Origin of the sequence: Nonlabens sp. MIC269 (genome assembly GCF_001430865.1) — a bacterium.
In the GTDB taxonomy this organism is placed as follows: Bacteria; Bacteroidota; Bacteroidia; order Flavobacteriales; family Flavobacteriaceae; genus Nonlabens; species Nonlabens tegetincola.
In genome coordinates this window covers 1,368,845-1,392,513 of the sequence record NZ_CP011373.1, presented here as the reverse complement: position 1 = coordinate 1,392,513, position 23,669 = coordinate 1,368,845, and the positions used below count along the sequence as shown (strand labels likewise).

At 36.0% G+C, this 23,669-nt stretch carries 22 protein-coding genes; 13 read left to right on the top strand and 9 right to left on the bottom strand.

Annotated features, from left to right (window positions below; translation table 11 throughout):
* Positions 1-73: 73 nt before the first annotated feature.
* The 4 genes from hemH (at position 74) to AAT17_RS06500 (ending at position 3,545) form a co-directional block, all read left to right on the top strand.
* Positions 74-1,111: a ferrochelatase gene (gene hemH, locus AAT17_RS06515; RefSeq protein ID WP_060523350.1), complete on the top strand. Its 1,038-nt coding sequence runs from the start codon at positions 74-76 to the stop codon at positions 1,109-1,111.
* Positions 1,112-1,162: 51 nt separating this feature from the next.
* On the top strand, positions 1,163-2,557 hold the full coding sequence (locus tag AAT17_RS06510; protein ID WP_042276369.1) for an MATE family efflux transporter: 1,395 nt from the start codon (positions 1,163-1,165) through the stop codon (positions 2,555-2,557).
* Positions 2,558-2,563: 6 nt separating this feature from the next.
* Positions 2,564-3,043, top strand: a complete 480-nt coding sequence (locus AAT17_RS06505; protein ID WP_060523349.1) for a thioesterase family protein — start codon at positions 2,564-2,566, stop codon at positions 3,041-3,043.
* Positions 3,044-3,113: 70 nt separating this feature from the next.
* The gene (locus tag AAT17_RS06500) at positions 3,114-3,545 is read left to right on the top strand and encodes a hypothetical protein (RefSeq protein ID WP_060523348.1); all 432 of its coding nucleotides are present in this window, start codon (positions 3,114-3,116) and stop codon (positions 3,543-3,545) included.
* Here the strand turns inward: AAT17_RS06500 and AAT17_RS06495 are convergent.
* Together AAT17_RS06495 and AAT17_RS06490 are read right to left on the bottom strand one after the other, a co-directional pair.
* A complete protein-coding gene (locus AAT17_RS06495) occupies positions 3,532-4,437 on the bottom strand; it encodes a DMT family transporter (protein WP_060523347.1) in 906 nt (301 codons plus the stop codon). The two genes, AAT17_RS06500 and AAT17_RS06495, sit on opposite strands and share 14 nt — an antisense overlap.
* The gene (locus tag AAT17_RS06490) at positions 4,430-4,789 is read right to left on the bottom strand and encodes an arsenate reductase family protein (protein WP_042276359.1); all 360 of its coding nucleotides are present in this window, start codon (positions 4,787-4,789) and stop codon (positions 4,430-4,432) included. Before AAT17_RS06490 ends, AAT17_RS06495 begins: the two co-directional genes overlap by 8 nt.
* 152 nt (positions 4,790-4,941) lie before the next feature.
* On the opposite strand from AAT17_RS06490, the gene AAT17_RS06485 reads away from it, so the two are divergent.
* On the top strand, positions 4,942-6,087 hold the full coding sequence (locus AAT17_RS06485) for a PLP-dependent aspartate aminotransferase family protein (protein WP_060523346.1): 1,146 nt from the start codon (positions 4,942-4,944) through the stop codon (positions 6,085-6,087).
* A gap of 19 nt (positions 6,088-6,106) precedes the next feature.
* On the opposite strand, the gene AAT17_RS06480 is transcribed toward AAT17_RS06485, so the two are convergent.
* Complete coding sequence (locus AAT17_RS06480; RefSeq protein WP_060523345.1) at positions 6,107-7,417, bottom strand: alkaline phosphatase; 1,311 nt, start codon at positions 7,415-7,417, stop codon at positions 6,107-6,109.
* Positions 7,418-7,599: 182 nt separating this feature from the next.
* Here AAT17_RS06480 and AAT17_RS06475 point away from each other — a divergent pair, with 182 nt between their 5' ends.
* The 6 genes from AAT17_RS06475 to AAT17_RS06450 all read left to right on the top strand — a co-directional run bounded on the left by AAT17_RS06475 (position 7,600) and on the right by AAT17_RS06450 (position 12,035).
* A complete protein-coding gene (locus AAT17_RS06475) occupies positions 7,600-8,034 on the top strand; it encodes a RimK/LysX family protein (protein WP_060525025.1) in 435 nt (144 codons plus the stop codon).
* On the top strand, positions 8,024-8,896 hold the full coding sequence (gene rimK / locus AAT17_RS06470; RefSeq protein WP_060523344.1) for a 30S ribosomal protein S6--L-glutamate ligase: 873 nt from the start codon (positions 8,024-8,026) through the stop codon (positions 8,894-8,896). The genes AAT17_RS06475 and rimK overlap by 11 nt, the downstream gene beginning before the upstream one ends.
* 3 nt (positions 8,897-8,899) lie before the next feature.
* The gene (locus AAT17_RS06465; RefSeq protein ID WP_082586918.1) at positions 8,900-9,844 is read left to right on the top strand and encodes a succinylglutamate desuccinylase/aspartoacylase family protein; all 945 of its coding nucleotides are present in this window, start codon (positions 8,900-8,902) and stop codon (positions 9,842-9,844) included.
* Positions 9,837-10,412 (top strand): 5-formyltetrahydrofolate cyclo-ligase, encoded by a 576-nt coding sequence (locus tag AAT17_RS06460; RefSeq protein ID WP_060523343.1) that lies wholly within the window; start codon positions 9,837-9,839, stop codon positions 10,410-10,412. The genes AAT17_RS06465 and AAT17_RS06460 overlap by 8 nt, the downstream gene beginning before the upstream one ends.
* A gap of 112 nt (positions 10,413-10,524) precedes the next feature.
* On the top strand, positions 10,525-11,625 hold the full coding sequence (locus AAT17_RS06455) for an ATP-binding protein (RefSeq protein WP_060523342.1): 1,101 nt from the start codon (positions 10,525-10,527) through the stop codon (positions 11,623-11,625).
* Positions 11,626-11,627: 2 nt separating this feature from the next.
* On the top strand, positions 11,628-12,035 hold the full coding sequence (locus AAT17_RS06450) for a response regulator (protein WP_060523341.1): 408 nt from the start codon (positions 11,628-11,630) through the stop codon (positions 12,033-12,035).
* A gap of 2 nt (positions 12,036-12,037) precedes the next feature.
* Here the strand turns inward: AAT17_RS06450 and AAT17_RS06445 are convergent, their stop codons facing one another.
* The 5 genes from AAT17_RS06445 to AAT17_RS06425 form a co-directional block, all read right to left on the bottom strand.
* Complete coding sequence (locus tag AAT17_RS06445; protein WP_060523340.1) at positions 12,038-12,649, bottom strand: lipoprotein signal peptidase; 612 nt, start codon at positions 12,647-12,649, stop codon at positions 12,038-12,040.
* A gap of 27 nt (positions 12,650-12,676) precedes the next feature.
* On the bottom strand, positions 12,677-13,366 hold the full coding sequence (locus AAT17_RS06440; protein WP_157539240.1) for a hypothetical protein: 690 nt from the start codon (positions 13,364-13,366) through the stop codon (positions 12,677-12,679).
* A 31-nt stretch (positions 13,367-13,397) separates the two neighbouring features.
* Positions 13,398-13,784: a molecular chaperone DnaK gene (locus AAT17_RS06435; RefSeq protein WP_042276339.1), complete on the bottom strand. Its 387-nt coding sequence runs from the start codon at positions 13,782-13,784 to the stop codon at positions 13,398-13,400.
* A 3-nt stretch (positions 13,785-13,787) separates the two neighbouring features.
* The gene (gene ileS, locus AAT17_RS06430) at positions 13,788-17,192 is read right to left on the bottom strand and encodes an isoleucine--tRNA ligase (RefSeq protein WP_060523338.1); all 3,405 of its coding nucleotides are present in this window, start codon (positions 17,190-17,192) and stop codon (positions 13,788-13,790) included.
* Between the two features lie 138 nt (positions 17,193-17,330).
* On the bottom strand, positions 17,331-19,817 hold the full coding sequence (locus tag AAT17_RS06425) for a ligase-associated DNA damage response DEXH box helicase (RefSeq protein ID WP_060523337.1): 2,487 nt from the start codon (positions 19,815-19,817) through the stop codon (positions 17,331-17,333).
* Between the two features lie 139 nt (positions 19,818-19,956).
* On the opposite strand from AAT17_RS06425, the gene AAT17_RS06420 reads away from it, so the two are divergent.
* Complete coding sequence (locus tag AAT17_RS06420) at positions 19,957-20,259, top strand: hypothetical protein (RefSeq protein WP_042276335.1); 303 nt, start codon at positions 19,957-19,959, stop codon at positions 20,257-20,259.
* Here the strand turns inward: AAT17_RS06420 and AAT17_RS06415 are convergent, their stop codons facing one another.
* Positions 20,260-20,799, bottom strand: a complete 540-nt coding sequence (locus AAT17_RS06415; RefSeq protein WP_060523336.1) for a hypothetical protein — start codon at positions 20,797-20,799, stop codon at positions 20,260-20,262.
* A gap of 116 nt (positions 20,800-20,915) precedes the next feature.
* On the opposite strand from AAT17_RS06415, the gene AAT17_RS06410 reads away from it, so the two are divergent.
* Complete coding sequence (locus AAT17_RS06410; RefSeq protein ID WP_060523335.1) at positions 20,916-23,666, top strand: 2-oxoglutarate dehydrogenase E1 component; 2,751 nt, start codon at positions 20,916-20,918, stop codon at positions 23,664-23,666.
* The last annotated feature ends 3 nt before the right edge of the window (positions 23,667-23,669 follow it).

Sequence of the window (23,669 nt, the reverse complement as noted above, 5' to 3'; positions counted from 1 at the left end):
TATAAGTAATAGTAATTGACTAAAAATAATAACGACCACACAAAAGTTAATTTTGTAGTTCTAAATTTGTTCAATGAAAAAAGGAGTTCTTCTTGTTAATCTGGGTTCGCCAGATAGTACCGATCCTAAAGATGTAAAGAAATATCTAGATGAGTTTTTAATGGACGAACGGGTAGTTGATTTACCTTACATATTAAGAGCTCTTTTAGTAAAAGGAATTATACTTAATACCAGGCCAAAGAAAAGTGCAGAAGCTTACAGTAAGATTTGGTGGGAAGAAGGAAGTCCGTTGATTGTTCTTTCAGAGCGTCTTCAGGAAAAAATAGATGCATACACTAGTGTGCCTATTTCGCTTGCTATGAGATACGGATCTATGACTATTGAGAATGGTCTTAAAGAGCTACACGATCAAGGAGTTGATGAGGTTCTACTTATTCCGTTATATCCTCAATACGCAATGGCAACTACTGAAACCATACTTGTGTTAGCCGAGGAAATAAGAAAGGAACAATTTCCACAAATGGACTTTACTGTTATGCCTCCTTTTTATAATCACCCTGATTATATCAGAGTATTGTCTGAATCGATTAAGGAATCGTTAGAAGGTAAGGATTATGAACATCTTTTATTTTCATATCACGGAGTCCCAAAACGTCATATAAGAAAAAGCGATATAACAAATGGTCATTGTAAAATGAATGGTACTTGTTGTGCTACACCATCACCAGCACATGAGTTTTGTTATAGTCATCAATGCCATGAGGTTACAAGATTAGTAGGTGAGTACTTAAATTTAGAAGATGGCACCTATAGCACTACATTTCAATCTAGATTAGGCTTTGATCCATGGTTAACTCCTTACACCGATCGAACTATTGAAAAAATGGGTCTAGGTGGAGTTAAAAAGCTCGCTATCGCAACACCAGCTTTTGTAAGTGATTGTCTAGAAACCTTGGAAGAAATTGCTATGGAAGGTGAAGAAATTTTTCACGAGGTAGGCGGGAAACAATTTCACGTTATTCCATGCTTGAATACAAGAGAAGATTGGGTAAAAGTAATGTCTAGATGGATTGATGAATGGGCATTACAAGGAGCTGAAGCTACCGTATAAATAACATTCTTATAAGACAAGAGTGCTACTCGTGCTGTAACTTTGTGCGCCATGTCTCAAACCTCTGTAGCACATAATAAATCACAGTCTTTAGGTATTTTACCAATTAAAGGATTATTAATAAAACAAGCAATTCCTGCAAGTATTGGAATTCTTGTAATGTCCTTAAATATTTTAGTAGATACCATTTTTGTAGGTAATTGGATTGGAGATGTCGCCATTGCAGCGATAAACGTCGTTCTGCCAGTATCTTTTTTTATAGCCGCTTTGGGAATGGCGATCGGTATAGGAGGCTCAAGTATTATATCCCGAGCAATGGGTGATAATAATTATTCAAAGGCCAAAACGACCTTTGGTAATATGATAAGTATCACCTTAATAATAACCGTAGTCTTGGTTGTTGTTGGGTTGTTATTTATTGAGAATTTAGTACCTGCATTTGGTGGAAAAGGAGCCATCTACGAACCTGCTGCTATTTACTATCGCATTGTACTTTATGGAGTGCCTATTCTTGCTATGTGCATGATGGGGAATAATGTCATAAGAGCTGAAGGAGCTCCTATTCATGCAATGATAGCCATGCTTATTCCTTCTATAGGTAACCTGCTGCTGGATTACGTCTTTATTAAGTATTTAGGTTGGGGAATGATGGGTGCCGCATGGGCTACCACGGCAAGTTATGGATTATGCTTTCTTTATGTAGCCGGTTTTTTTATTTCTGGTAAAAGTGAATTGCTGTGTTCAATTAAAGATTTTGTGCCTAACTTTTCAATAATAAGAGAAATAGGAGCTTTGGGTTTTGTTTCCTTATCCAGACAAGCAACTACCAGTGTGCTTTACTTAATTTTAAATAACATATTGTTTGAGCTGGGTGGAGAAGAAAGTGTTGCTGTATTTGGAATTATAGGTAGAATGATGATGTTTGCATTGTTCCCTGTACTTGGAATTACTCAAGGTTTTTTGCCTATTGCTGGATTTAATTATGGAGCAAAGAAGTATGACCGTGTAAGAGAGGTGATTTTCACAAGTATTATTTGGGCTTGTATTTTAGGAACTATCATTTTCCTATTATTAATTTTAAATACTGATTTTATAGGAGATGTTTTTACAGACACCCCACAAGTGATTGATCGTACTTCATTTGCGTTGGGTCTTGTTTTTCTTTCCTTGCCTATCATAAGTATACAATTAATTGGAGCGGCTTACTATCAAGCAATAGGTAAGGCAATACCTGCTTTATTGCTCACCCTACTACGAACTGCGATTATCTTAATTCCTTTACTTTTGATTTTACCCAATTTTTTTGGAGAAACAGGAGTTTGGATAAGTTTTCCTATTGCAGATATAAGTGCCACTTTAATAACGGCTTATTTCCTATGGAAAGCCATGAAGAAATTAAAAGATAATTCGGCTGTGAAGTCGCCGGATTTTAATCATTTAAACTAATAAATAATGTACAAAAAAGAATTTGATGTAAGATGGAGTGATATAGATGCGAATAGGCATCTAGCAAATAGTGCTTATCAAAACTTTATGAGTCATACCCGTATGGGTTATCTCATCGAAATGGGATTTGGACAACGAGAAATGCATGAGCACAATATAGGTCCTGTCATCTTTAATGAGAATATTTTTTATTTTAAAGAAGTTCATCAAGGGAAACCAATAACAGTTACTTGTGAGCTTATCGGTCTAAGTGAAGACGGTAGTTTATTCAGTTTCAGACACAATTTTTATGACCATAAAGGTCGTAACCTTACTAGAGGAACAATGATGGGTGCATGGATGGATCTATCGTCACGACGAATGACAGCTTTACCCGATGAATTGTTGCAGAAGATTAATAATGTAGAACGAGCAGATGATTTTAAATGGTTAACACGAGAAGATACTCGTTCACATGGCCAAGCTCCTAATGATCTTATCGTTTGATTAGATAAAAGTGGTGTTTTGTTCGGTGATATGATTTGCTTAAAATAGACAATTCTATTAAATTGCAGATATGCAGTCAGTTGAACAATCACCATTTTATCCTTCGGTGCAAAAGGAACTTCATTTTCCTTTTGGTAAGTTCTACTTGTTTGAAAAATTTGTCATTGCCGAAGTTGATGAAGGCGTTACCTTTTCTTGGACTCATGCAAAATTGGTTATTGAAGAGGCAACTGATTTTTACGATCAAACCGATGGTAGCAATTTAATATACATAACAAATAGGATTAATAAGTATGACGTCAAGCCAGTAGATTGGCTTAAATTTTTCATGCATACTTTCTCCCTAAAAGGTTATGCCGTGGTCACCGATTCTCGCATCGGCACACAGAATGCAAAGCTTGAATCTTTGTTCATGAAATCTAAATTCAAAACCTTCCAAAGTTTACTTGATGCAGTTCAATGGGCAGCTGCATTGCATGATGAGCTAGTTAAGTCGTCCTGATTTTTTGCTTTTGCTTTAAGCTGCTTAAAAACACTCCAGAAAAAATCATTATCCCAGCAGCTATTTTTTGCCAGGTAATAGTATCCTTATCTAAACTTACAGCGATAATAGTAGCCAGTAAAGGTTGTAAATAGACAAACACGGCTACTACACTAGGTTTTAGGTTTTTGATAGCTATAATATTAAGACCATAAGTTCCTAATGTAGCAAACACAATCACGTAACCTATAAACATTAAAGTTTCCCAGCTAGCGCTACTTAGATCAAATGCAACAATCTCATTATAGCCAAATGGTAAAATAAATAATACTCCAAAGAAATACAGCCATCTAAGTAAGATTAGAACATGGTATTTTTGTGTGAGCTTTTTTGCTAGAATAATGTAAAACGCATAACTAAGAGCGTTTACAAAAATCAAAAAATTACCCAGTGTTGGGTTTGAAGCATCTGCTCCTATACCAGTTGATTGTAAAATAAGAAAAGTAGCACCAGAAAAACCTATTAAAATCCCAAGTATACGAATCCCAAATAGTTTTTCTTTAAGAAATATTGCGCTTAATACAAGAACCAAAATAGGAGTAGTGACCATTAAAACTGCTGCGCTTATAGGTGATGTAAGTGACAAACCTTTCATAAAGGTGAGCATGTTAAATCCCACTCCGCAAAAAGCTGCCAACGCAATATGAGCAAGCTCCTTTAAGGTCATTTTTGTTCTAGGAGCAAAAACGAAACTTAAACCCCAGAAGATTAGTCCGGTAATTAAAACACGATATAAGGTAAGCCCGTAAGGACCTATATGTTCAGGAGTAACCTCTTTAGCTGCGGTAAAATTAAACGCGTAAAAAAGTGCGACTAGAAAAGCACATATAATAGCAATTGCTCTTTTACTCATTTCCAAGTGCTTGTGCAGCTGCTGCTACAGTTTTCTTACTATTTCCTATAAAAGCAACTCCATCAAGTATTAGAATAGGGCGTTTAATAAAGGAGTAATGATCCAGCAATAGTGATCTATAGTCTTTTTCAGATAACTCTTGTTCATGTAAACCACGACCTCTGTATTGTTGGGATCTTCTATTAAATAAGGCTTCATAAGATCCTGCTTGATCTTTTAAAAAATCCACTTGTTCTTCAGTCACAGGTTCTTCCTTGGTATTTTGAAGAATAACAGATTCAGGTAGATGCAACTCTTTCTGAATACGTTTACATGTATTACATGTATTTAAATAAATGAATCTATTTTCCATGTCGCAAAGGTACGCTAGCTTAATGTGAATAATGATATAATTTTATGTATTGAAATAGAAAGGTATACGCTTTCGCGAAAGCGTAATAATCATCAATTGCCACGCTATAATAGCAATTTGTTATCTTCAACCACAAGTTAGAAAAAGAGAAAATGAAATTCAATACCAAAGCTATACATGGTGGTCAAAAAAATATCGATCCAGCTTATAATGCTGTAATGCCACCCATATATCAAACAACATCCTACAAACAATCGAGTCCAGGGAAAAATAAAGGTTATGCTTATTCACGTAGTGCAAATCCTACTAGAACAGCACTAGAAAATGCAATTGCTAGTATAGAGAATGCTCAGTATGGAATAACCTTTGGTTCAGGTATGGCGGCCATAGACGCGGTTCTTAAATTATTAAAACCAGGAGATGAAGTTATTTCGACTAGTGACCTTTATGGTGGTTCTTATCGATTATTCACCCAAATTTTTGAACAGCTAGGTGTTACATTCAAGTTTGTAGATATGAAAGATGCTCATTTAATTGAGGAGCATATTACAAGCGCTACCAAAATGATATGGGTAGAAACACCTACAAATCCTACTATGAGTATAATTGATATACGTGCTATAGCTACAGTGACAGAGAGTAGAGATATACTCGTAGTGGTTGATAATACATTTGCAACGCCCTATCTTCAAAACCCTATCGAACTAGGTGCTCATATAGTAATGCATAGCGCAACTAAATATTTAGGTGGTCATAGTGATGTGGTTTTGGGTGCTCTTGTGGTTGATGACGAAATACTTGCTAAAAAACTGTACTTTATTCAAAATGCAAGCGGAGCCATTCCAGGTCCGCAAGATTGTTTTCTAGTGTTGCGTGGTATTAAAACGCTACATGTGCGCATGCAACGGCACTGTGAAAATGCTGCTCAAATTGCTAACTTCCTACAATCTCATTCTAAAGTTGATAAAGTATACTGGCCTGGTCTTAAAAGTCATCCTAATCATGAAATTGCCAGCAGTCAAATGAGAGACTTTGGCGGTATGATATCCTTCAGTACTAAAAATGATACTAAAGAAAGTGCACTTACCATTCTAGAAAATCTACATCTCTTTACCCTAGCCGAATCCTTAGGAGGCATTGAATCTCTGGCTGGTCATCCTGTTACAATGACCCATGGAAGTATTCCTAAGGAAGAAAGAGAAAAGACTGGTGTAGTGGATTCCCTTATTCGTTTAAGTATAGGTATAGAAGATGTTGAGGATTTAATAAAGGACCTAGAACAAGCATTAGAAAAGTAGTGCCGCTAGGACTACTTTTCTAATATCTCAATTCTTTTGCGGTAATGCTATAGTCAAATACTTTTTTACCTTTTTGGTCATATATAGTGAGAACTAATTTGCGTTCTTTACGTGGTCCACTCACTTCTACAATCCCAAAGTTTTTTTCATAAAAAGTCTTGTCTTTTACCTGAAGCGTGTTTCCCTCGTCTCTCGCAGCATGTGTTCCAGAAGTTAATGGAGAACAAGTAATGTCAATAAGAGGATAGGCGTTTTCTCGTTCTAGTCTAGATATTTCTGTGTGATGCCTATCACCACTTATAAATAGAACACCACTTATTCTTTCTTCATGTAAACGCTTGAATAAATAGTCTCTTTCCTCAGGATAGGTAGCATAGTTTTCAAACTTTGCAGCATCGCTCACAACCTGACCACCACTCACGATTATCTTAAAAGGAGCACGACTATTTTGAAGAGCGTCGATTAACCAATTAACTTGCTCCATTCCAAAATAAGCTTTGTTTTTTTCTCTACTATCATTAGGAGCTCTATGATACCTGTTGTCTAGCATGAATACTTCAACATCGGCCCATGAAAAGTGTTGGGCTACACCACCATTACCGGCAGCATTTGTATTAAGATTACCCCAGTAATCGTTAAAGGCTTTTTCTGCAATATGTTTATTTACATAACTCCTGTCTGCATTATTAGGGCCATAATCATGATCGTCCCATGTAGCATAGTGATGTACACTACCTAAAAGAGGTTGTAGTTCTGGAGTACTGCGAGTATGTCTATGACGATGGCGTATTCCTGTTTCTGTCATAAAATCAGGTGTGCGTAAATAAGTATTATCACCAGTCCATAACATGAAATCAGGCTGTTTAGCGAGTATACTATTAAATATTTCATAACCACCTCCATAAGGACTAGGCCTGTCGTCTTTCTTTTCATTTATAAAAGCACATGAGCCTATAGCAAATGAAAAGTTAGGCGGTTCTGTACGATATTGCCATAATGCCTGCGTTTTGAATGACAACTTGTAATCTCTAGGTACATGTACATTATTGATGTATAATTTATAGGTATATTGAGTACCAAATTCTACCTGTCTAGGATATAATTTTGCAATAAAATCATCCTCAATACTTGTCGTTACTGTCGGAGTAAAAACCTCTTGTTCACCTTCTTTATAATAACCTATTTTGACCTGGGCTGGCTGTGTAGTTTGAACCCAAATTAAGGCTTCTCGATAAGCAGAATATCCTACCATAGGACCAGACTGCAATAAGTCTTGTTGAGCGTTTAAAGTAGTGGCTACTATCAACAGGAAAATCCAAAATTTATTCATGATAATTTTTTTTCAAATTTCTGTTCAAAATTTTTAGTGTGCGTTAATGGAATGTTATCATTATAAATATATGAGAAGAATTGTCTTTTTTTGCCGCGAATTTTCGTAATATGTGATGGAGTATGTTGATTTCGCTTTCGCGAAAGCGAAACAGAACCCAATTTTTAAATCATTTTAAATACTTGACAAAAAAAATAACCATAGGTCGCACAGATCGTGCTCATTTTCCTGAACTTGGATTTCTAGATATTGATATAAAAATCGATACAGGAGCTTATACATCGTCCATTTATTGTACTGATATTGGAGAGGAAGACGGTGCGCTTACTGCAAATTTTCTGGATCCAGAACATCCCAAGTACAACGGTCGTAAAATGTATTTTGAGGAGTATGAAATTACCCAAGTACGCAGTAGTAACGGTCAGTCACAATTAAGGTATGAGGTAAAAACTATTATTACCTTATTCAAAAAACATTATATAATCTCCCTTACACTATCTGATCGCAAGGAAATGAGGTACCCTGTTTTAATAGGGCGTAAATTTTTATCTAAGAAATTTGTAGTGGATACCGAATTACAAGACCTTTCTTTTATACTTTCACAAAATGAAAATTGATATTCTATCACGCAGTACCACATTATACAGTACAAAGCGATTACTAGAAGAGGCTAAAAATGCAGGACATAAAGCAAGGGCTATAAATGTATTGCATTGCGATATAAAACTAGAAAAGCATAAGCCCAGTGTTTATTATCACGGTGAGAGATTACCCGTGCCAGATGCTGTAATACCTAGAATAGGAGCTAGTATCACTTTTTATGGAACCGCTATTGTACGACAATTTGAGATGATGAATTGTTTTACGACTGTGAGTAGTCAAGCGCTAGTTACTTCAAGAGATAAATTACAAAGTTTACAAAAACTAGCTCGTAGCGGTGTGGGAATGCCCAAAACGGTTTTCACTAATTTTGGTGAACACACAGATGAAATTTGTGAGCAAGTAGGTGGACCACCAGTAGTCATCAAAGTACTAGAAGGGACACAAGGAATAGGTGTAAATCTAGCAGAATCTCTAGAGGCTGCAGACGCCATTATAGATGCTCATAATGATCTAAGAACAAGAGTAATAATTCAGGAATTTATAAAAGAAGCTGGTGGCGCCGATTTAAGAGCCTTTGTGGTTGGGAATAAAGTGGTAGGAGCGATGAAAAGACAAGCCAAAAAAGGCGAGTTTAGATCCAATTTACATCGTGGTGGAACAGCATCAAAAATTAAATTAACTCCTGAAGAAGAACGCACGGCTCTTGCCGCAGCCAAAGCGCTAGGATTAGGGGTTTGTGGTGTTGATTTATTACAAAGTTCACGAGGACCTTTAGTCCTCGAGGTGAACAGTTCTCCTGGATTAGAAGGAATTGAAGGAGCGACTGGGTATAATATCGCTCGTGAAATTATCAAGTTCATAGAAAAAAACATGTAAGCATTGAGAATATTAGGAACCGAAATTAAAGCAGGTAATAGTTATACACTCAATCTCAATAAAGTAAAACTTTATTCAACTTCAGAAGTTGAAGTGCCAGTCATTATTGAGCGTGGTGAACTAGATGGACCTGTTGTGTTACTTACAGGTGGTATTCATGGCGATGAAATTAACGGGATTGAGGTTGTGCGTCAAATTATAGCGCACGGCTGGAACAAACCCAAACGTGGGACCATAATATGTATTCCGGTAGTTAATATTTTTGGTTTCTTGCAGTTAAAAAGAGAGTTTCCTGATGGTAGAGACTTGAATAGAGTTTTTCCTGGAACAAAAAAGGGGTCTTTAGCTAGCCGTTTTGCTTATCAACTTTCTAATGAAGTGTTGCCAATAGTTGATATTGTTATGGATTTTCATACCGGTGGAGCTCAACGTTATAATGCACCTCACCTAAGAGTTGATGCCGCAGAGAGTAAATCTATTGAATTGGCAAAAGTATTCAACGCACCTTGCTTGTACTTTTCAAGTAATATTTCAAAAACTTTTAGAGCGACATGTTCAAAAAAAGGTATTCCTTATTTGTTATATGAAGGCGGTAAATCAGGCGATAGCGACAAAACGATTGCTGTCGAGGCTGTAAAAGGAGTTTTAAGAGTTTTAGAGCATTTAGATATGGTAACAGAAGGTCTGCCAGATATTTCTGTTAATCATACTACTGTCGAGATTACTAAATCTTCATGGTTAAGAGCGAAAAAATCCGGCTTTATTCATCCTAAAGCTCAGGCAGGCGATAAAGTAAAAAAAGATGAAATTATCGCTAGTATTACGGATCCGTATGGAAAATTGCGACATGAAATAAAAGCACCGCATGACACCTTCTTACTCAATGTTAATTATGGACCAGTAGTTTATCAGGGTGATGCTATTTTTCATATTTCTAAAGATGAATAAGGCTCAGTTACGTAAACTTTATAAAAAAAAGCGCCTATCCTTATCTACAGATGAGGTGCAGCACAAGAGCGTTCAAATTGCTAATAACTTACTTCAATTAGATATTTGGCATTATGATTATTACCATTTGTTCCTACCTATAAAGAAATGGAATGAAGTCGATACCCAACCTATTATGAATATTCTTATGTCCAAGGATAAAAATATTGTTATTAGTCATAGTGATTTTGATTCTATTCAAATGATCAATATTTTATTAGAAGAGCAAACTGTAATTAAAGAAAATAAATATGGAATCCCAGAGCCTATTAACGGAGAAAGAATTAGCGATCATCTTATGGATGTAGTTTTTGTTCCTTTATTAATAACAGATCAAAAAGGTTACAGGGTAGGTTACGGGAAAGGTTTTTATGATAGGTTTTTAGCCAATTGCCGACCAAACGTATTGAAAATAGGTGTTTCTTTTTTTGAACCAATAAATGAAATTGAGGATGTTCACGAAATGGATGTTACATTAGATATGGTTGTTACGCCAGAAAAAATATACCGTATAACAAAGAATGATTAAAAATATTACCTAAGTTAAATTTTGACTTTTGTTAATTAACATTTAATTCATAGTTTTAGATTCTAATGGAACTGTTCCTAATAAATAAGATTCACGTTTTTCCCTAAGAACGATGATAGAAAAATCCAATCAACCTCTTAAAAAATTATTAGAGGATAAAGAATATTTTTTAAGTGAAACTGCAGAGCTTACCGTTACTGGAGCTTACAGTGGTAACTTAAAGACAGGAGAAGGTTATATCGATGATATTGGAAGAAATATTTTGGATATACCTAAAAACTATAATCTAGACATTCACTCTGCACTCAGTTTTTTTGCTGATCGTAAGAAAGCGGTAGAGCTTTTCTACTCTTGTATTAATGGCGGTAGCTTTGTTCTCGATATTGAAATGAAAGATTATCATGGTAATGTCTTCTGGGCAAAGGCCAGTGGTAAACCTTTACATGATAGCGAGCATAACATTGTTGGGGTTAGAGGTGTGTTCACCAGTATTGATAGGTTTGTAAGAAGAGGTAATGAGCTTGAAAATAGAGCAAAACTTATTCAAGAACAAAATGATAGATTGGTCCATTTTGCACATATAGTTTCACACAACCTTAGATCTCACGCTAGCAATTTACAGCTTACTTTAGATGCATTTAATGATATAAGAGATAAAGATCAACAAACAGATACTTTCTTTAATTATCTATCCGAAATAAGCAACAACCTGTCATCCACATTGGAGCATCTTAACCAGGTCGTTACCATTAATATAGAAGAAAAAAAGGTTCAACAGGTTAACTTAGAAACGATTTTCAAAGAGTGTTTATTTGAGTTTAAAGAAGAGCTTCTTGCTATTGATGCAAAAGTTAAAGGTGATTTCTCAGATCTATCCGTGATAAATTATGTGCCTTCGTTTTTAAAAAATATTTTCATTCAACTTATATCTAATAGTATTAAATTTAGAAGTAGAAAAGAACCTCTTAGAATAAAGGTAAGAACTAAGGTTAAAAATAAGAGGAAACTATTGGTTTTTAAAGATAACGGTGTCGGTATAGATATGAACAAACAGGCAGATTATATCTTTAAAATGTTTGAATCAACCGATGCCAGTGGTGAGTCACAAGGAATAGGTTTATTTGTTCTTAAAAATCAAGTAGAAAGCTTAGGTGGTGATGTCATGGTAAAAAGTAAATTAAATAAAGGAACGTCGTTTACTATTAAATTTTAAAAATGAGCGTTTTAAAAAAAGCTTGTATTATTGATGATGATCGGCTCTATGTGAGCTTGATGAGTATGATTGTAGATAAATATGATCTCGTTGATGAACTTGTACTTTTTGAAAACGGTGATCAGGCACTAAAGTTTTTTGAGCTCGTTTTAAAAAATAAAATCGAGGCGCCGCAGGTTGTCTTATTAGATCTCAATATGCCTATCATGAATGGATGGGAATTATTAGATATCTTAGAAGATCACACCGCTGCCTTACAAGAAAAAGGAATACATTTATTAGTGGTAAGTTCTAGTATTAATCAAAATGAAATTGCTAAAGCAAAGAAACACGCTCTTGTAAGTGATTTCATTACAAAACCACTATCTAAAACACATTTACTCAAAATTTTCAATAAGATTTCTTCCTAGAATTAATTTTTAGGAAAAGCTTTTTTACTGAAAAGTAGCAGCAGAATTACACCAATCGTAATCGCACTATCTGCAATATTAAAAACAGCATTGAAAAATGTAAATTTATTTCCTCCTATACCTGGAATCCAACTAGGAAAAGTCCCGTCAAATAAAGGGAAGTAAAGCATGTCCACTACCTTTCCATAGAAAATAGGAGCGTATCCACCTTCCTCTGGTAAAAATTCTGCTACACCATGGTAGCTGTCAGAAAATAACACACCATAGAACACACTATCGATTATATTTCCTATCGCACCAGCGAGAATTAAGGATATGCATATGATTAGTATTTTATGACTGTGTTTTTTAATACTGCTCCATAGCCAATAACCTATTCCCATTACAGCAAAAATTCTGAAAACTACTAAGATTATCTTACCATAATCTCCTGGGATTTCGGTTCCCCATGCTGCACCAGCATTTTCATAAAAAACTAATTTGAATTTACCCCAATCTAGTATGGCATCATTTGAATTACTTGCTAGTTGATAATTAAGTTTAATATATATCTTACTTATTTGATCCAGTAGGAGAACTGAAAAAACAATAAGTAATGCTTTTGATAATTTCATGTACGGCTTTTGTGAACTGCTAAAATACTACTTATCCTCTGTATTTAAAATGCTAATATTCCCAGAAGACGTTTGAATGATACCTCCATTTTTACTGGGACGTTTTTTTCTTCTTTTATCATTAAATGTCGCTTTTTTCCCTAGACGAATTTCTGGTGAAATAGAATCACAATAAATAGTCGTAGAACCTAGAATGTTGGTGATGTCTAGGTCGCAATTAGGGTCTTCAATAGTGATAGCGCCAGATGTACAATTAATCTGAATATAAGAAAATGAACCTAGTGTATGGATTGAAGCACTTTGCGCAACAATATTTAGTTTCATGTCGTGTGGTATTACCATTTTTACTACTGCGTCTGTCACTTTGTGAGCAGCTAGTTTATCATCAGGTTTTTGATAGATATTTGAGATTGGGTCTTTAAAAAATACGGTGTCATTTTTAATATAATGAGTGAGTTCAACGGCTTCTTTATATTCACCACGTTGGGTTGTCGTTATGGAGATATTAGTTGTTTGAGAAGCTTGTAAATGGATTTCGGCATACTCATTAAGTTCAATCATTAAGGTACGCAGGTTACCTGCGGTAAAGGTTGTAGCTCTAGTATTTGAAGAGTTGTCTTGAGAGTACGCTTTCGCGAAAGCGAACAACATTAAAACACTGGTATAAAAAAACCTTTTACAAGTTATCTGATTTGTAATACGATGCAGATAGCTCATAAAAGGCCTGTATTTAGGGAGAAGTAATTTGTTATTGCATGTTTTTAGCCTCTATACTTAGAGTGGCATGTGGAACAAGCTCTAGGCGTTCCTTCTTGATCTTTTTGCCTAGTTTACGGCAAATACCGTAAGTTTTGTTCTCAATTCTTATAAGAGCATTTTTAAGATCTCTTATAAATTTCTCTTGACGAATTGCAAGTTGCGCGTTTGCTTCCTTGCTCATTACCTCGCTACCTTCATCAAATGCTTTGAATTGTGGTGCGGTATCATCAGTACCATTATTAGCATCGTTTGCATAGGAGCTTTTAATAAGCTCATACTGCTCTTGTGCATCTTTAATTTTAGCTTCAATTAACTCTTTAAAGTATGCTAGATCTTCATCGCTATAACGTTCCTTTTTTACTTCTACATCGCTCATAATTTATTGTTTTGTTATCTGTATTGCGGTCGCAATGTCGTCAAACTCAATTATCGTACCGTTATCTACAGATTGTGTTATTGTTAAATCATTGGCTAATGTTTCATCTTTAATATACTGGGCATTTTTCTCTACCGCGGCATCCATTTCTGGGTGCGATTGCATTGTGATCGTTATGCGGTCTGTTACCTCGAGTCCGGAGTCCTTTCTTATGTTTTGAATACGATTCACTAATTCACGTGAAATCCCTTCCTGTTTGAGCTCTGGAGAAATAGTTACATCGAGCGCAACTGTAATGCCTGATTGATTAGCAACTAGCCATCCTTCTATATCCGAAGATGTTATCTCAACGTCTTCGAGGCTCAATATAGTATCAGTACCATTAATGTTTATGTTAATTTCTCCATTTTTTTCTAACAAAGCGATGTCTTCTTGTTGAAAACTTTTGATTTTCCCAGCAATTTTGCCCATTTCCTTACCAAAACGAGGTCCTAGAACTTTAAAGTTTGGCTTTATTTCTTTAACAAGTATCCCACTTGCATCATCGATTAACTCCACTTCTTTAACATTCACCTCACTCTTTACTAGATCTGCAATAGCTTCTATTTGAGCCTTGTCCTTACTGTCTAAAACAGGAATCATAACACGTTGCAAGGGTTGTCTTACTTTTATGCTTTCTTTTTTGCGTAATGAAAGCGTAAGACTTGAAATCACTTGTGCTTTGTGCATTTTTTCCTCTAACTCACTATTGATAAGGTCGTTGTTTGCGATAGGGAATTGGGATAGGTGAACACTTTCACTGCTGTTGCTCTCGCAAACACTTGTCAAGTCACGGTATAATTGATCCATGAAAAAAGGAGCGATAGGAGCGCCTAATTGAGCTACTGTTTTTAAACAAGTATATAGGGTTTGATAAGCAGCGATTTTATCTTGCTCGTAACTACCTTTCCAAAAACGTCTTCTACATAACCTTACGTACCAGTTACTTAAATTCTCTGTCACAAAGGTGGTGATTGCTCTTGCAGCTCTAGTAGGTTCGTATTCCTCGTAGAAGGCTGTTGTGTCTTTGATAAGAGTATTAAGTTCAGATAGGATCCATCGATCAATTTCTGGACGTTCATTTAATGGAATATCCTTTTCATCGTATTTAAAGCCATCAACATTTGCATACAGGGCAAAAAAGCTATAGGTATTATACAAGGTTCCAAAAAACTTACGCTGCACTTCTTGAATACCATCAGTATCAAATCTTAGGTTGTCCCAAGGATTTGCATTACTCACCATGTACCATCTTGTGGCATCGGCGCCATATTTGCCTAAAGTCTCAAATGGGTCCACTGCATTTCCTAATCGCTTAGACATTTTTTGACCATTCTTATCCAGAACCAGTCCGTTTGATACTACATTTTTGTAAGCAACATCGTCACTAATCATAGTAGCAATAGCATGTAGTGTGTAAAACCATCCACGAGTTTGATCTACACCTTCGGCTATAAAATCTGCCTTGCGTAAACCGTTCTCTACGGCTTCTTTATTTTCAAATGGATAGTGCCATTGGGAATACGGCATTGAACCACTATCAAACCACACGTCAATCAAGTCTGCCTCGCGGTGCAAGTGCTCTCCATTATCAGCAATAAGTGTTATTTGATCTACAACATTTTTGTGTAAATCAATCAAATCATAATTTTGATCACTCATGTCACCAGCTGTAAATCCTTCAAACGGATTTTTTGACATAACACCAGCGGCGATAGATTTTTCTATCTCCTTTACCAGTTCTTCTACAGAGCCTATTATGATTTCTTTAGTCCCTGTCTCATTGCGCCATATAGGTAGTGGGATACCCCAAAAACGTGATCTAGAAAGATTCCAATCATTGGCATTAGCCAGCCAGTTACCAAATCTTCCTTCACCAGTTGATTTTGGTTTCCAATTAATGGTCTTATTTAACTCGTGCATACGGTCTTTGAAAGCCGTAGCTTTGATAAACCAGCTATCTAGTGGATAATAAAGTACAGGCTTGTCAGTTCTCCAACAATGAGGATAACTGTGTACATATTTTTCTACTTTAAAAGCACGATTTTGTTCTTTTAGGGCGATGGCTATTTCTACATCGACACTGCGTTCCGGAGCATTGTCTTTATAGTATTCGTTTTTCACATACTTGCCACCTATAAAAGGTAAGTCTCCTCTAAATTTACCTTGTAAATCTACAAGCGGTACTGGATTGTTGTTTTCATCCAATACTAGCATTGGTGGGATTTCTGGAGTTGCTTGTTTTGCTACAAGTGCATCATCTGCTCCAAAGGTTGGTGCAGTGTGTACAATACCAGTTCCATCTTCTGTAGTTACAAAATCGCCTGCTATTACCCTAAAAGCATTTTCTGCATTTTCATAAGGTAATGCATATTCCAGTAGTTGGTCGTATTTGATATTTACCAAATCTACTCCTTTGCAAGTTCCTAATAGCGTATATGGTATTTTTTTGTCGCCCAGTTTGTATTCTTGTTTCGCTTTCGCGAAAGCGTCATTATCAAAATGTTCATATTTCTTACCAAACTGATAGCTTACAAGGGCTTCTGCTAGTATGACTTGCATTGATTCACCCGTATATTGGTTGAAAGTTTCTACAAGTACGTAGTCAATCTTTGGCCCAACAGTAAGCGCTGTGTTAGATGGTAAAGTCCATGGAGTAGTAGTCCATGCTAGGAAGAAAACTTCACCTTGAGTGGTAAACGGTAACTGTGCAGGATCAGTTACTTTAAACTGCGCAGTCACAGTAGTATCTGTAACATCACGATAGCATCCTGGTTGGTTCAATTCGTGCGAACTCAAACCTGTTCCGGCAGCTGGTGAATAAGGTTGGATGGTGTAACCTTTATAAAGTAAATCTTTATTATAAATTTCTTTAAGTAACCACCATACACTTTCCATGTATTTAGGCTTGTAGGTTATGTATGGATCTTCCATGTCTACCCAATAACCCATATCCTCGGTTAGGTTACTCCATATATCGGTGTATTTTAATACAGCGTCTTTACAGGCTTGGTTGTATTCTTCAATAGATATTTTAGTGCCTATATCTTCTTTGGTAATGCCTAAAGCTTTTTCCACACCTAGTTCCACTGGTAAACCGTGCGTATCCCATCCGGCTTTACGATTCACTTGATAGCCTTGCTGTGTCTTAAAACGACAGAACAAATCCTTGATAGTACGACCCATAACGTGGTGAATACCAGGCAATCCATTTGCCGATGGTGGTCCTTCAAAGAAAATAAAAGGTTCGTTACCTTCTCTTGTAGTTACCGACTTGTTGAAGATGTCCTGATCTTTCCAGAATTGTTTGATTTTCTTATCAACTTCAGGAAGATTTAAACCTTTGTATTCATTGAATTTAGTACTCATGTCACCAGTGTTTTAAGGTGTGCAAAAGTAGGGAAAAGGTACGAGTTTTAATAGCTTTTTAAATCTTGTAAGCATTACTTTTCTCAAGGCGTTTAGACTTGATTTATCACAATACTTATTTACTGGAAAATAATACAATTATTCCCATTTCAATTGCATTCGTTTAATGCGGTCAGCTAGTTTTTCACTCGATAATTTAGCTCTCAATCTATCGGTAATTATGGGGAATGAAAAGGGTGTAGGTTTATCACACTGATTCCAGATGATATCTTGCGACTTGATACGTTCTAGGCTTTCTCGCAAGCGGTATTCTTCTATTTGCTGTTCATAGGTTTCTGTATAGGCCTGGCGTAAGAGTAGATTATCTGGTTCATTGTCTTTGAATACTTCAAATAATAATTGACTGCTGTTTTGTAAATGTTTTGTTTTAATGATTTTGTTGGGATAGCCAGTAAAGACCAATCCTGCAATTACTGCGATGTCTCTAAACTGTCTTTTAGCTAATTCTGTGGCATTAACACTGGCTATCATGTCTTGGGATAGCATATCGGGTGTAAGTAGGTTGTTATCCAATAGGTCTTGCATATTAAAAGGCTGATCACTTAGTAATTCAAAACCATAATCATTAAAGGCAAGTGAAAAAGAAATGGGCTGAAGCAAACTTACTCTATAAGCGATCAAACCTGCCATGGCTTCATGAACAAATCTTCCTTCAAACGGATAAAATACCGAATGGTATCCTTCTCTAGTTTTAAAGGTTTCTATTAAAAATTGATTGGGTAGTGGAATGATGCTTTCTTGTTGTTGACGTTTAATAATATCTTTAAGAGCTTGCACCTCTGGTGTTTTCTTTTTTCCTGTTTGAAAATTTATCATCTCTTCCCTAAGCAATTCACCTAATTGAGAGCTAAGCGGTAAACGACTACCTTGCCAATTGCTCACTTGTCCTTTCTTTTTATTTGAAATGCGCACTTGTGCTACCATTCCCTTTAGTCGTACAAATTCTAAAGTGCGTCCAGCAAATACAAACACATCACCACGATTAAGTTTGCTTATGAAATACTCTTCAATAGTTCCTACATATCCGCCTGTCACGTATTTCACAGTCACATCTTGTCCTGTAACAATGGTTCCTATTTGTAATCGATGTCTCATCGCTATTGCTCTAGAATCGATAAAATACCGACCGGTATCATCTATTTCTACTTTTTTATATTCATCGTAGTTACTTAAACTATTGCTTCCATGAACAATAAAATTGAGACACCATTGCCATTCATCCTGGCTAATGGATTGAAAGCAAAATGTTTGTTTAATTTCCTTATAAATTTGATCGGGATAAAAACCACCACCTACTGCTAGTGTACATAGATATTGAATGAGTACATCGTAACATAATAGGTAGGGCAGCCTATCTTCAACGGCTTGATTTGTTACCGCTTTTTGCAGCGCACTTGCTTCAATAAGTTCAAGTGCGTGTGTAGGTAAGAAGTAGATTACACTGGTCTCGCCTGGTCTATGGCCACTACGACCAGCTCTTTGTAAAAATCGCGCAACCCCTTTTGGTCCACCTACTTGGATGATTGTTTCTACCGGTGCAAAATCTACTCCTAAATCTAATGATGAAGTACAAACACAAGCCTTTAACGACTCATTGCGTATTGCGTTTTCTACCCATATGCGAGTTTCTTTATTAATAGATCCATGATGCATAGCTACCTCACCTGCAAATTCTGGATGGTTGCTCATCAATGCTTGAAACCATATTTCGCATTGCGCTCTTGTGTTTGTAAAAATTAAAGTGCTTTTACTGGAGTTTATTATGTGTACAACGTCTTCCAACAAGTGCAAACCTAAGTGGCCTCTCCATGGCATTTTATCCATCTTTTTGGGGATGATGGATTGTACCTTAATGTCCTTTTTAATATTTGCCTTTATTAAAACTCGATCTTTGGGGATTGCATTGTCATTCAATTGCGTATTATGATCGTGGGTAGGTATGCCTAATAAGACGTCTTGAGCTTGATTTAAATTTCCAATGGTAGCACTAATTCCCCAAATCCTTATTTCTGAGCTTATTGTTCTCAAACGGGAAATAGCTAGTTCCATTTGTACACCTCGTTTAGTGCCCAGCAGCTCATGCCATTCATCAATGACAAGAGCTTCACAGGTTTTAAAAGTATTATTACGATCTTTACTTGCTAGTAATAAATGTAAACTTTCAGGAGTTGTAATTAATAAATCCGGCATGCTCTTTTTTTGAGCGCTTCTTTCCTTGCTCGATGTATCACCTGTTCTTATTCCTACTTTAAAGGGTAATTCAATAGCATCTACAAAGGATTGTGTGGTTTGTGCAATTTCATTCGACAGAGATCGTAAAGGTGTTATCCAGACAGCTTTTAATCCTTTACTGGGCTTTTTCTTATAATCGGGATTTTGTTTGATGTAATTTAATACAATAGCGATCCAGAGAGCATACGTTTTACCACTACCCGTTGGTGCATTGAGTAAGCCGTGTTTTCCTTGTAAAAAGGCATTCCATGCGTTTTTTTGAAAAGGAAACGGTGTCCATCCTTTATTTTCAAAAAAAGTTTCGGCAATTTTAAATAGATCTTTATTGGTCATGTGTTGAGTATGCTATCCAATTTTACTCTTTTTGTCTGTAAAAAGTTGTTACTATTACCTTAATTTGTTGTTTGAGTGAATTATTAAAAGATTCGCTTTCGCGAAAGCGTGAAACAAACCATTCACAAAAAAGTATAAAATGTCTCATCAATTAGAGCTTATTAAAGATAAGCTGCAACGACATCACGTGTTTTCACTTTATCGCAATCAAATCAATAAAGATTTGGAGCGCAGTGGTTATCCAGTTGTGCAGTCTGACACGCCTGACGAATTTCTGGAATCTGTTATCCAATTATTGTCAGATGCAATAGAAGATAGTGATCCCAAGTTACAGCAATTGTATTACCTGGCAGATGTGCAGGAACGACATTTGGAACATGGTATAGTAATAGGTTTCTTGTATCGAGAATGGGTAAAAATTCAATTTAGATTGAGGCAGTAATTAGAAGAGTAATCTTACAAACGGTTGTAAACCATTGTTGTAGATGCTTTTATCTTCATTGTAAAGAATGTCGTACCTAAATCCAATAACAAAATTCCCTTGTCGATAACCAGCACCTAGAAATAGTGCAGGTACCCAGTACTCTCTATCCAAAGAGCTGTTTTCAAAATTTTGATTCACGTAGAAATATTCAAAATCGGCGCTTACCTGCAAATAATCAATAGGATTTGCAATACCAATTATACTAGCTCCATAAATATTTGACGAGAAATCTTGAAAACTAGCATTATTAACATCTCTTTCAGAATAGCTGTAATTTAAGCCTAAACCAACCCCAAAATTGGGTTTAAGTTGATAAATAGCTTGTGGAGCAATAATGATTGAGGTGAAATTGTTATTGAATCCAGCTCCAATATTTCCTCCAAATCTTACTTTATTCCAAAAATCTGACTCTGTGGTAGTAGACTGACTGAAAGATTTACAAATTACCAAGGTAAAAATTATGAAAAATGCAATAATGTTAGAATGTCTGTTTTTCATTATTCTGAGTTTTAGGAATTTCAATCGTTATAAATATACAAAAGTCGATGTCAAGCGAGCACTTTTCTTTACTTTTGCTATCATATTTGAAAAAAAGGAAATTTCCTTACAATTTTATGGATAAGTATTCATTTCTGAACGCAGCACACACTGCTTACTTTGCTCAGCTTTACGACGAATATTTGATCAATCCAGATCGCATTGAACCTTCATGGAGAGCTTTCTTCCAAGGCTTTGATTTCGGTATGGAAAGTGCTCATGAAGGTGACTTAGTAGTAGAACATCAGGGAAGCAGCGTTACAGTTCCCGATAATGTTAAAAAAGAATTTCAAGTTGTTAAACTTATAGATGCCTATCGTTCTAGAGGACATTTGTTTACAAGAACAAATCCGGTAAGAGAGCGACGTAACTATGAGCCTAAATTAGATATCCAGAACTTTGGATTGTCTAATGAAGATTTGGGCAAAGAGTTTGACTCTGGAGAACTTATAGGTATAGGTAAAGCTACACTTCAAAATATCATAGATCATCTTAAGATGGTTTATTGTGAAAGTATAGGTGTAGAGTACATGTACATAAGAAAACCAGATGAGGTAAAGTGGATACAAAACTGGTTACACCAAAATAATAATCACGCAAAATTTAATGAAAATCAGAAAAAACAAATTCTGAAAAAATTAAACGAAGCAGTATCTTTTGAATCTTTCTTACATACAAAATATGTAGGTCAAAAAAGATTCTCGTTAGAAGGTAACGAGTCCTTAATTCCTGGTCTTGATGCATTAATTGAAAACGCTGCCGATAAAGGCGTTAATCAATTTGTATTAGGAATGGCACACCGTGGACGTCTTAATGTTCTTACCAATATATTTGGTAAGCCAGTAACTGATATCTTTTCAGAATTTGATGGAAAGGATTATGAACAAGACATCTTTGATGGTGATGTTAAGTACCACTTAGGTTACACAAGCAAGCGCAAGACTGATAATGGAAATGATATTAACATCAATATTGTTCCTAATCCATCACACCTTGAGACTGTAGGAGCGGTCGTAGAAGGTATAGCAAGAGCTAAACAGGACATGCACACACCTAATGATATGAGTAAGACCTTACCTATCGTATTACATGGTGATGCTGCTGTCGCTGGACAAGGGATTGTTTATGAAGTGGTGCAAATGGCACAGCTAGAAGCGTATAAAACAGGAGGAACCATTCATGTAGTAGTTAATAATCAGGTAGGTTTTACAACTAATTACCTAGATGCTAGATCAAGTACGTATTGTACTGATATAGCAAAAGTTACTTTATCACCAGTTCTTCATGTAAATGCCGATGATGCCGAAGCTGTAGTCCATGCGATGAATTTTGCGCTAGATTACAGAATGGAGTTTGGGCGTGATGTTTTTATTGACCTATTAGGTTATAGAAAATACGGTCACAATGAAGGTGATGAACCTATGTTCACTCAACCCCAATTATATAAAGCAATTAAAAAGCATAAGAATTCTAGAGATATTTATGCTGATAAATTGCTTAAAGAAGGACTGATCAATAAGGATCACGTAAAGAATCTTGAGAAGTCCTACAAAGAAGGATTAGAAGAAGAACTAGAGAGTTCGCGAAAAAAAGAAAATACCATCATCACACCTTTTATGCAAGATGAGTGGGAAGGATACCACACAGCAACTGAAGATAAAATGATGGAAAAAGTGCCTACTGGAGTAAAAAGAGAGGTGCTTGAAAAAATCACCAAAACAATCTCCCAACTTCCAGAGGATCGTAATTTCATACGTAAAATCAAGAAAATTGTTGAGGTTAGACAAACCATGTTTGATAAGGATGAGCTAGACTGGGCAATGGGAGAACACCTAGCCTATGGTAGCTTAATGCTTGAAGGATATAACATCCGTATGAGTGGTCAGGATGTAGAACGCGGTACATTCTCACACCGTCATGCAGTTGTAAAGTCAGAAAATCAAGAGCAAGAATTTATCCTTCATAACAATCTAGACGCAACTGGTAAATTTGAGATTTACAATTCACATCTTTCAGAATATGGTGTTGTAGGATTTGAGTATGGATATGCACTAGCAAGACCAAAAACATTGACTATTTGGGAAGCCCAGTTTGGAGATTTCTCAAATGGTGCACAGATCATGATTGACCAGTACATCAGTGCTGGAGAAGATAAATGGAAAAACCAAAACGGGCTGGTAATGCTTTTACCACATGGTTATGAAGGTCAAGGAGCTGAACACTCTAGTGCTCGTCCAGAACGTTACCTGCAACTATGTGCTAGAGATAATATGTTTGTTGCAAATTGTACAACTCCGGCAAACATGTTCCACCTATTGCGTCGTCAAATGGTTGTGGATTATCGTAAACCACTTATCGTGTTCACTCCAAAATCCTTGCTTAGATTGCCGGCAGCGGTAAGTAAAGTAGAAGAGTTTGAGAATGGACATTTCCAAGAAATTATTGATAGTGATGCTGGTGATTCCGCTTTCGCGAAAGCAAAAACCCTAGTATTTACATCAGGTAAATTCTACTACGATTTATTAGAGTATAGAAAAGAGAATAATCGTAACGATGTTGCCATCGTACGTATTGAACAACTATTCCCTTTACCAGTAAATCAAATTCAAGAAATTATAAAAAATTACGGTAGCGAGGACATCGTTTGGGCTCAAGAAGAGCCTCGTAACATGGGAGCATATGCTCACTTACTACTGCACATGCCAGAAACAAGAAACTGGCGAGTATGTTCAAGAAATATGTATGCCGCACCAGCAACGGGTAGTGCAACTCGTTCAAAATTGCGTCATAGTAAAGTAATAGAAGACGTTTTTAATAACAATAAGTAAATT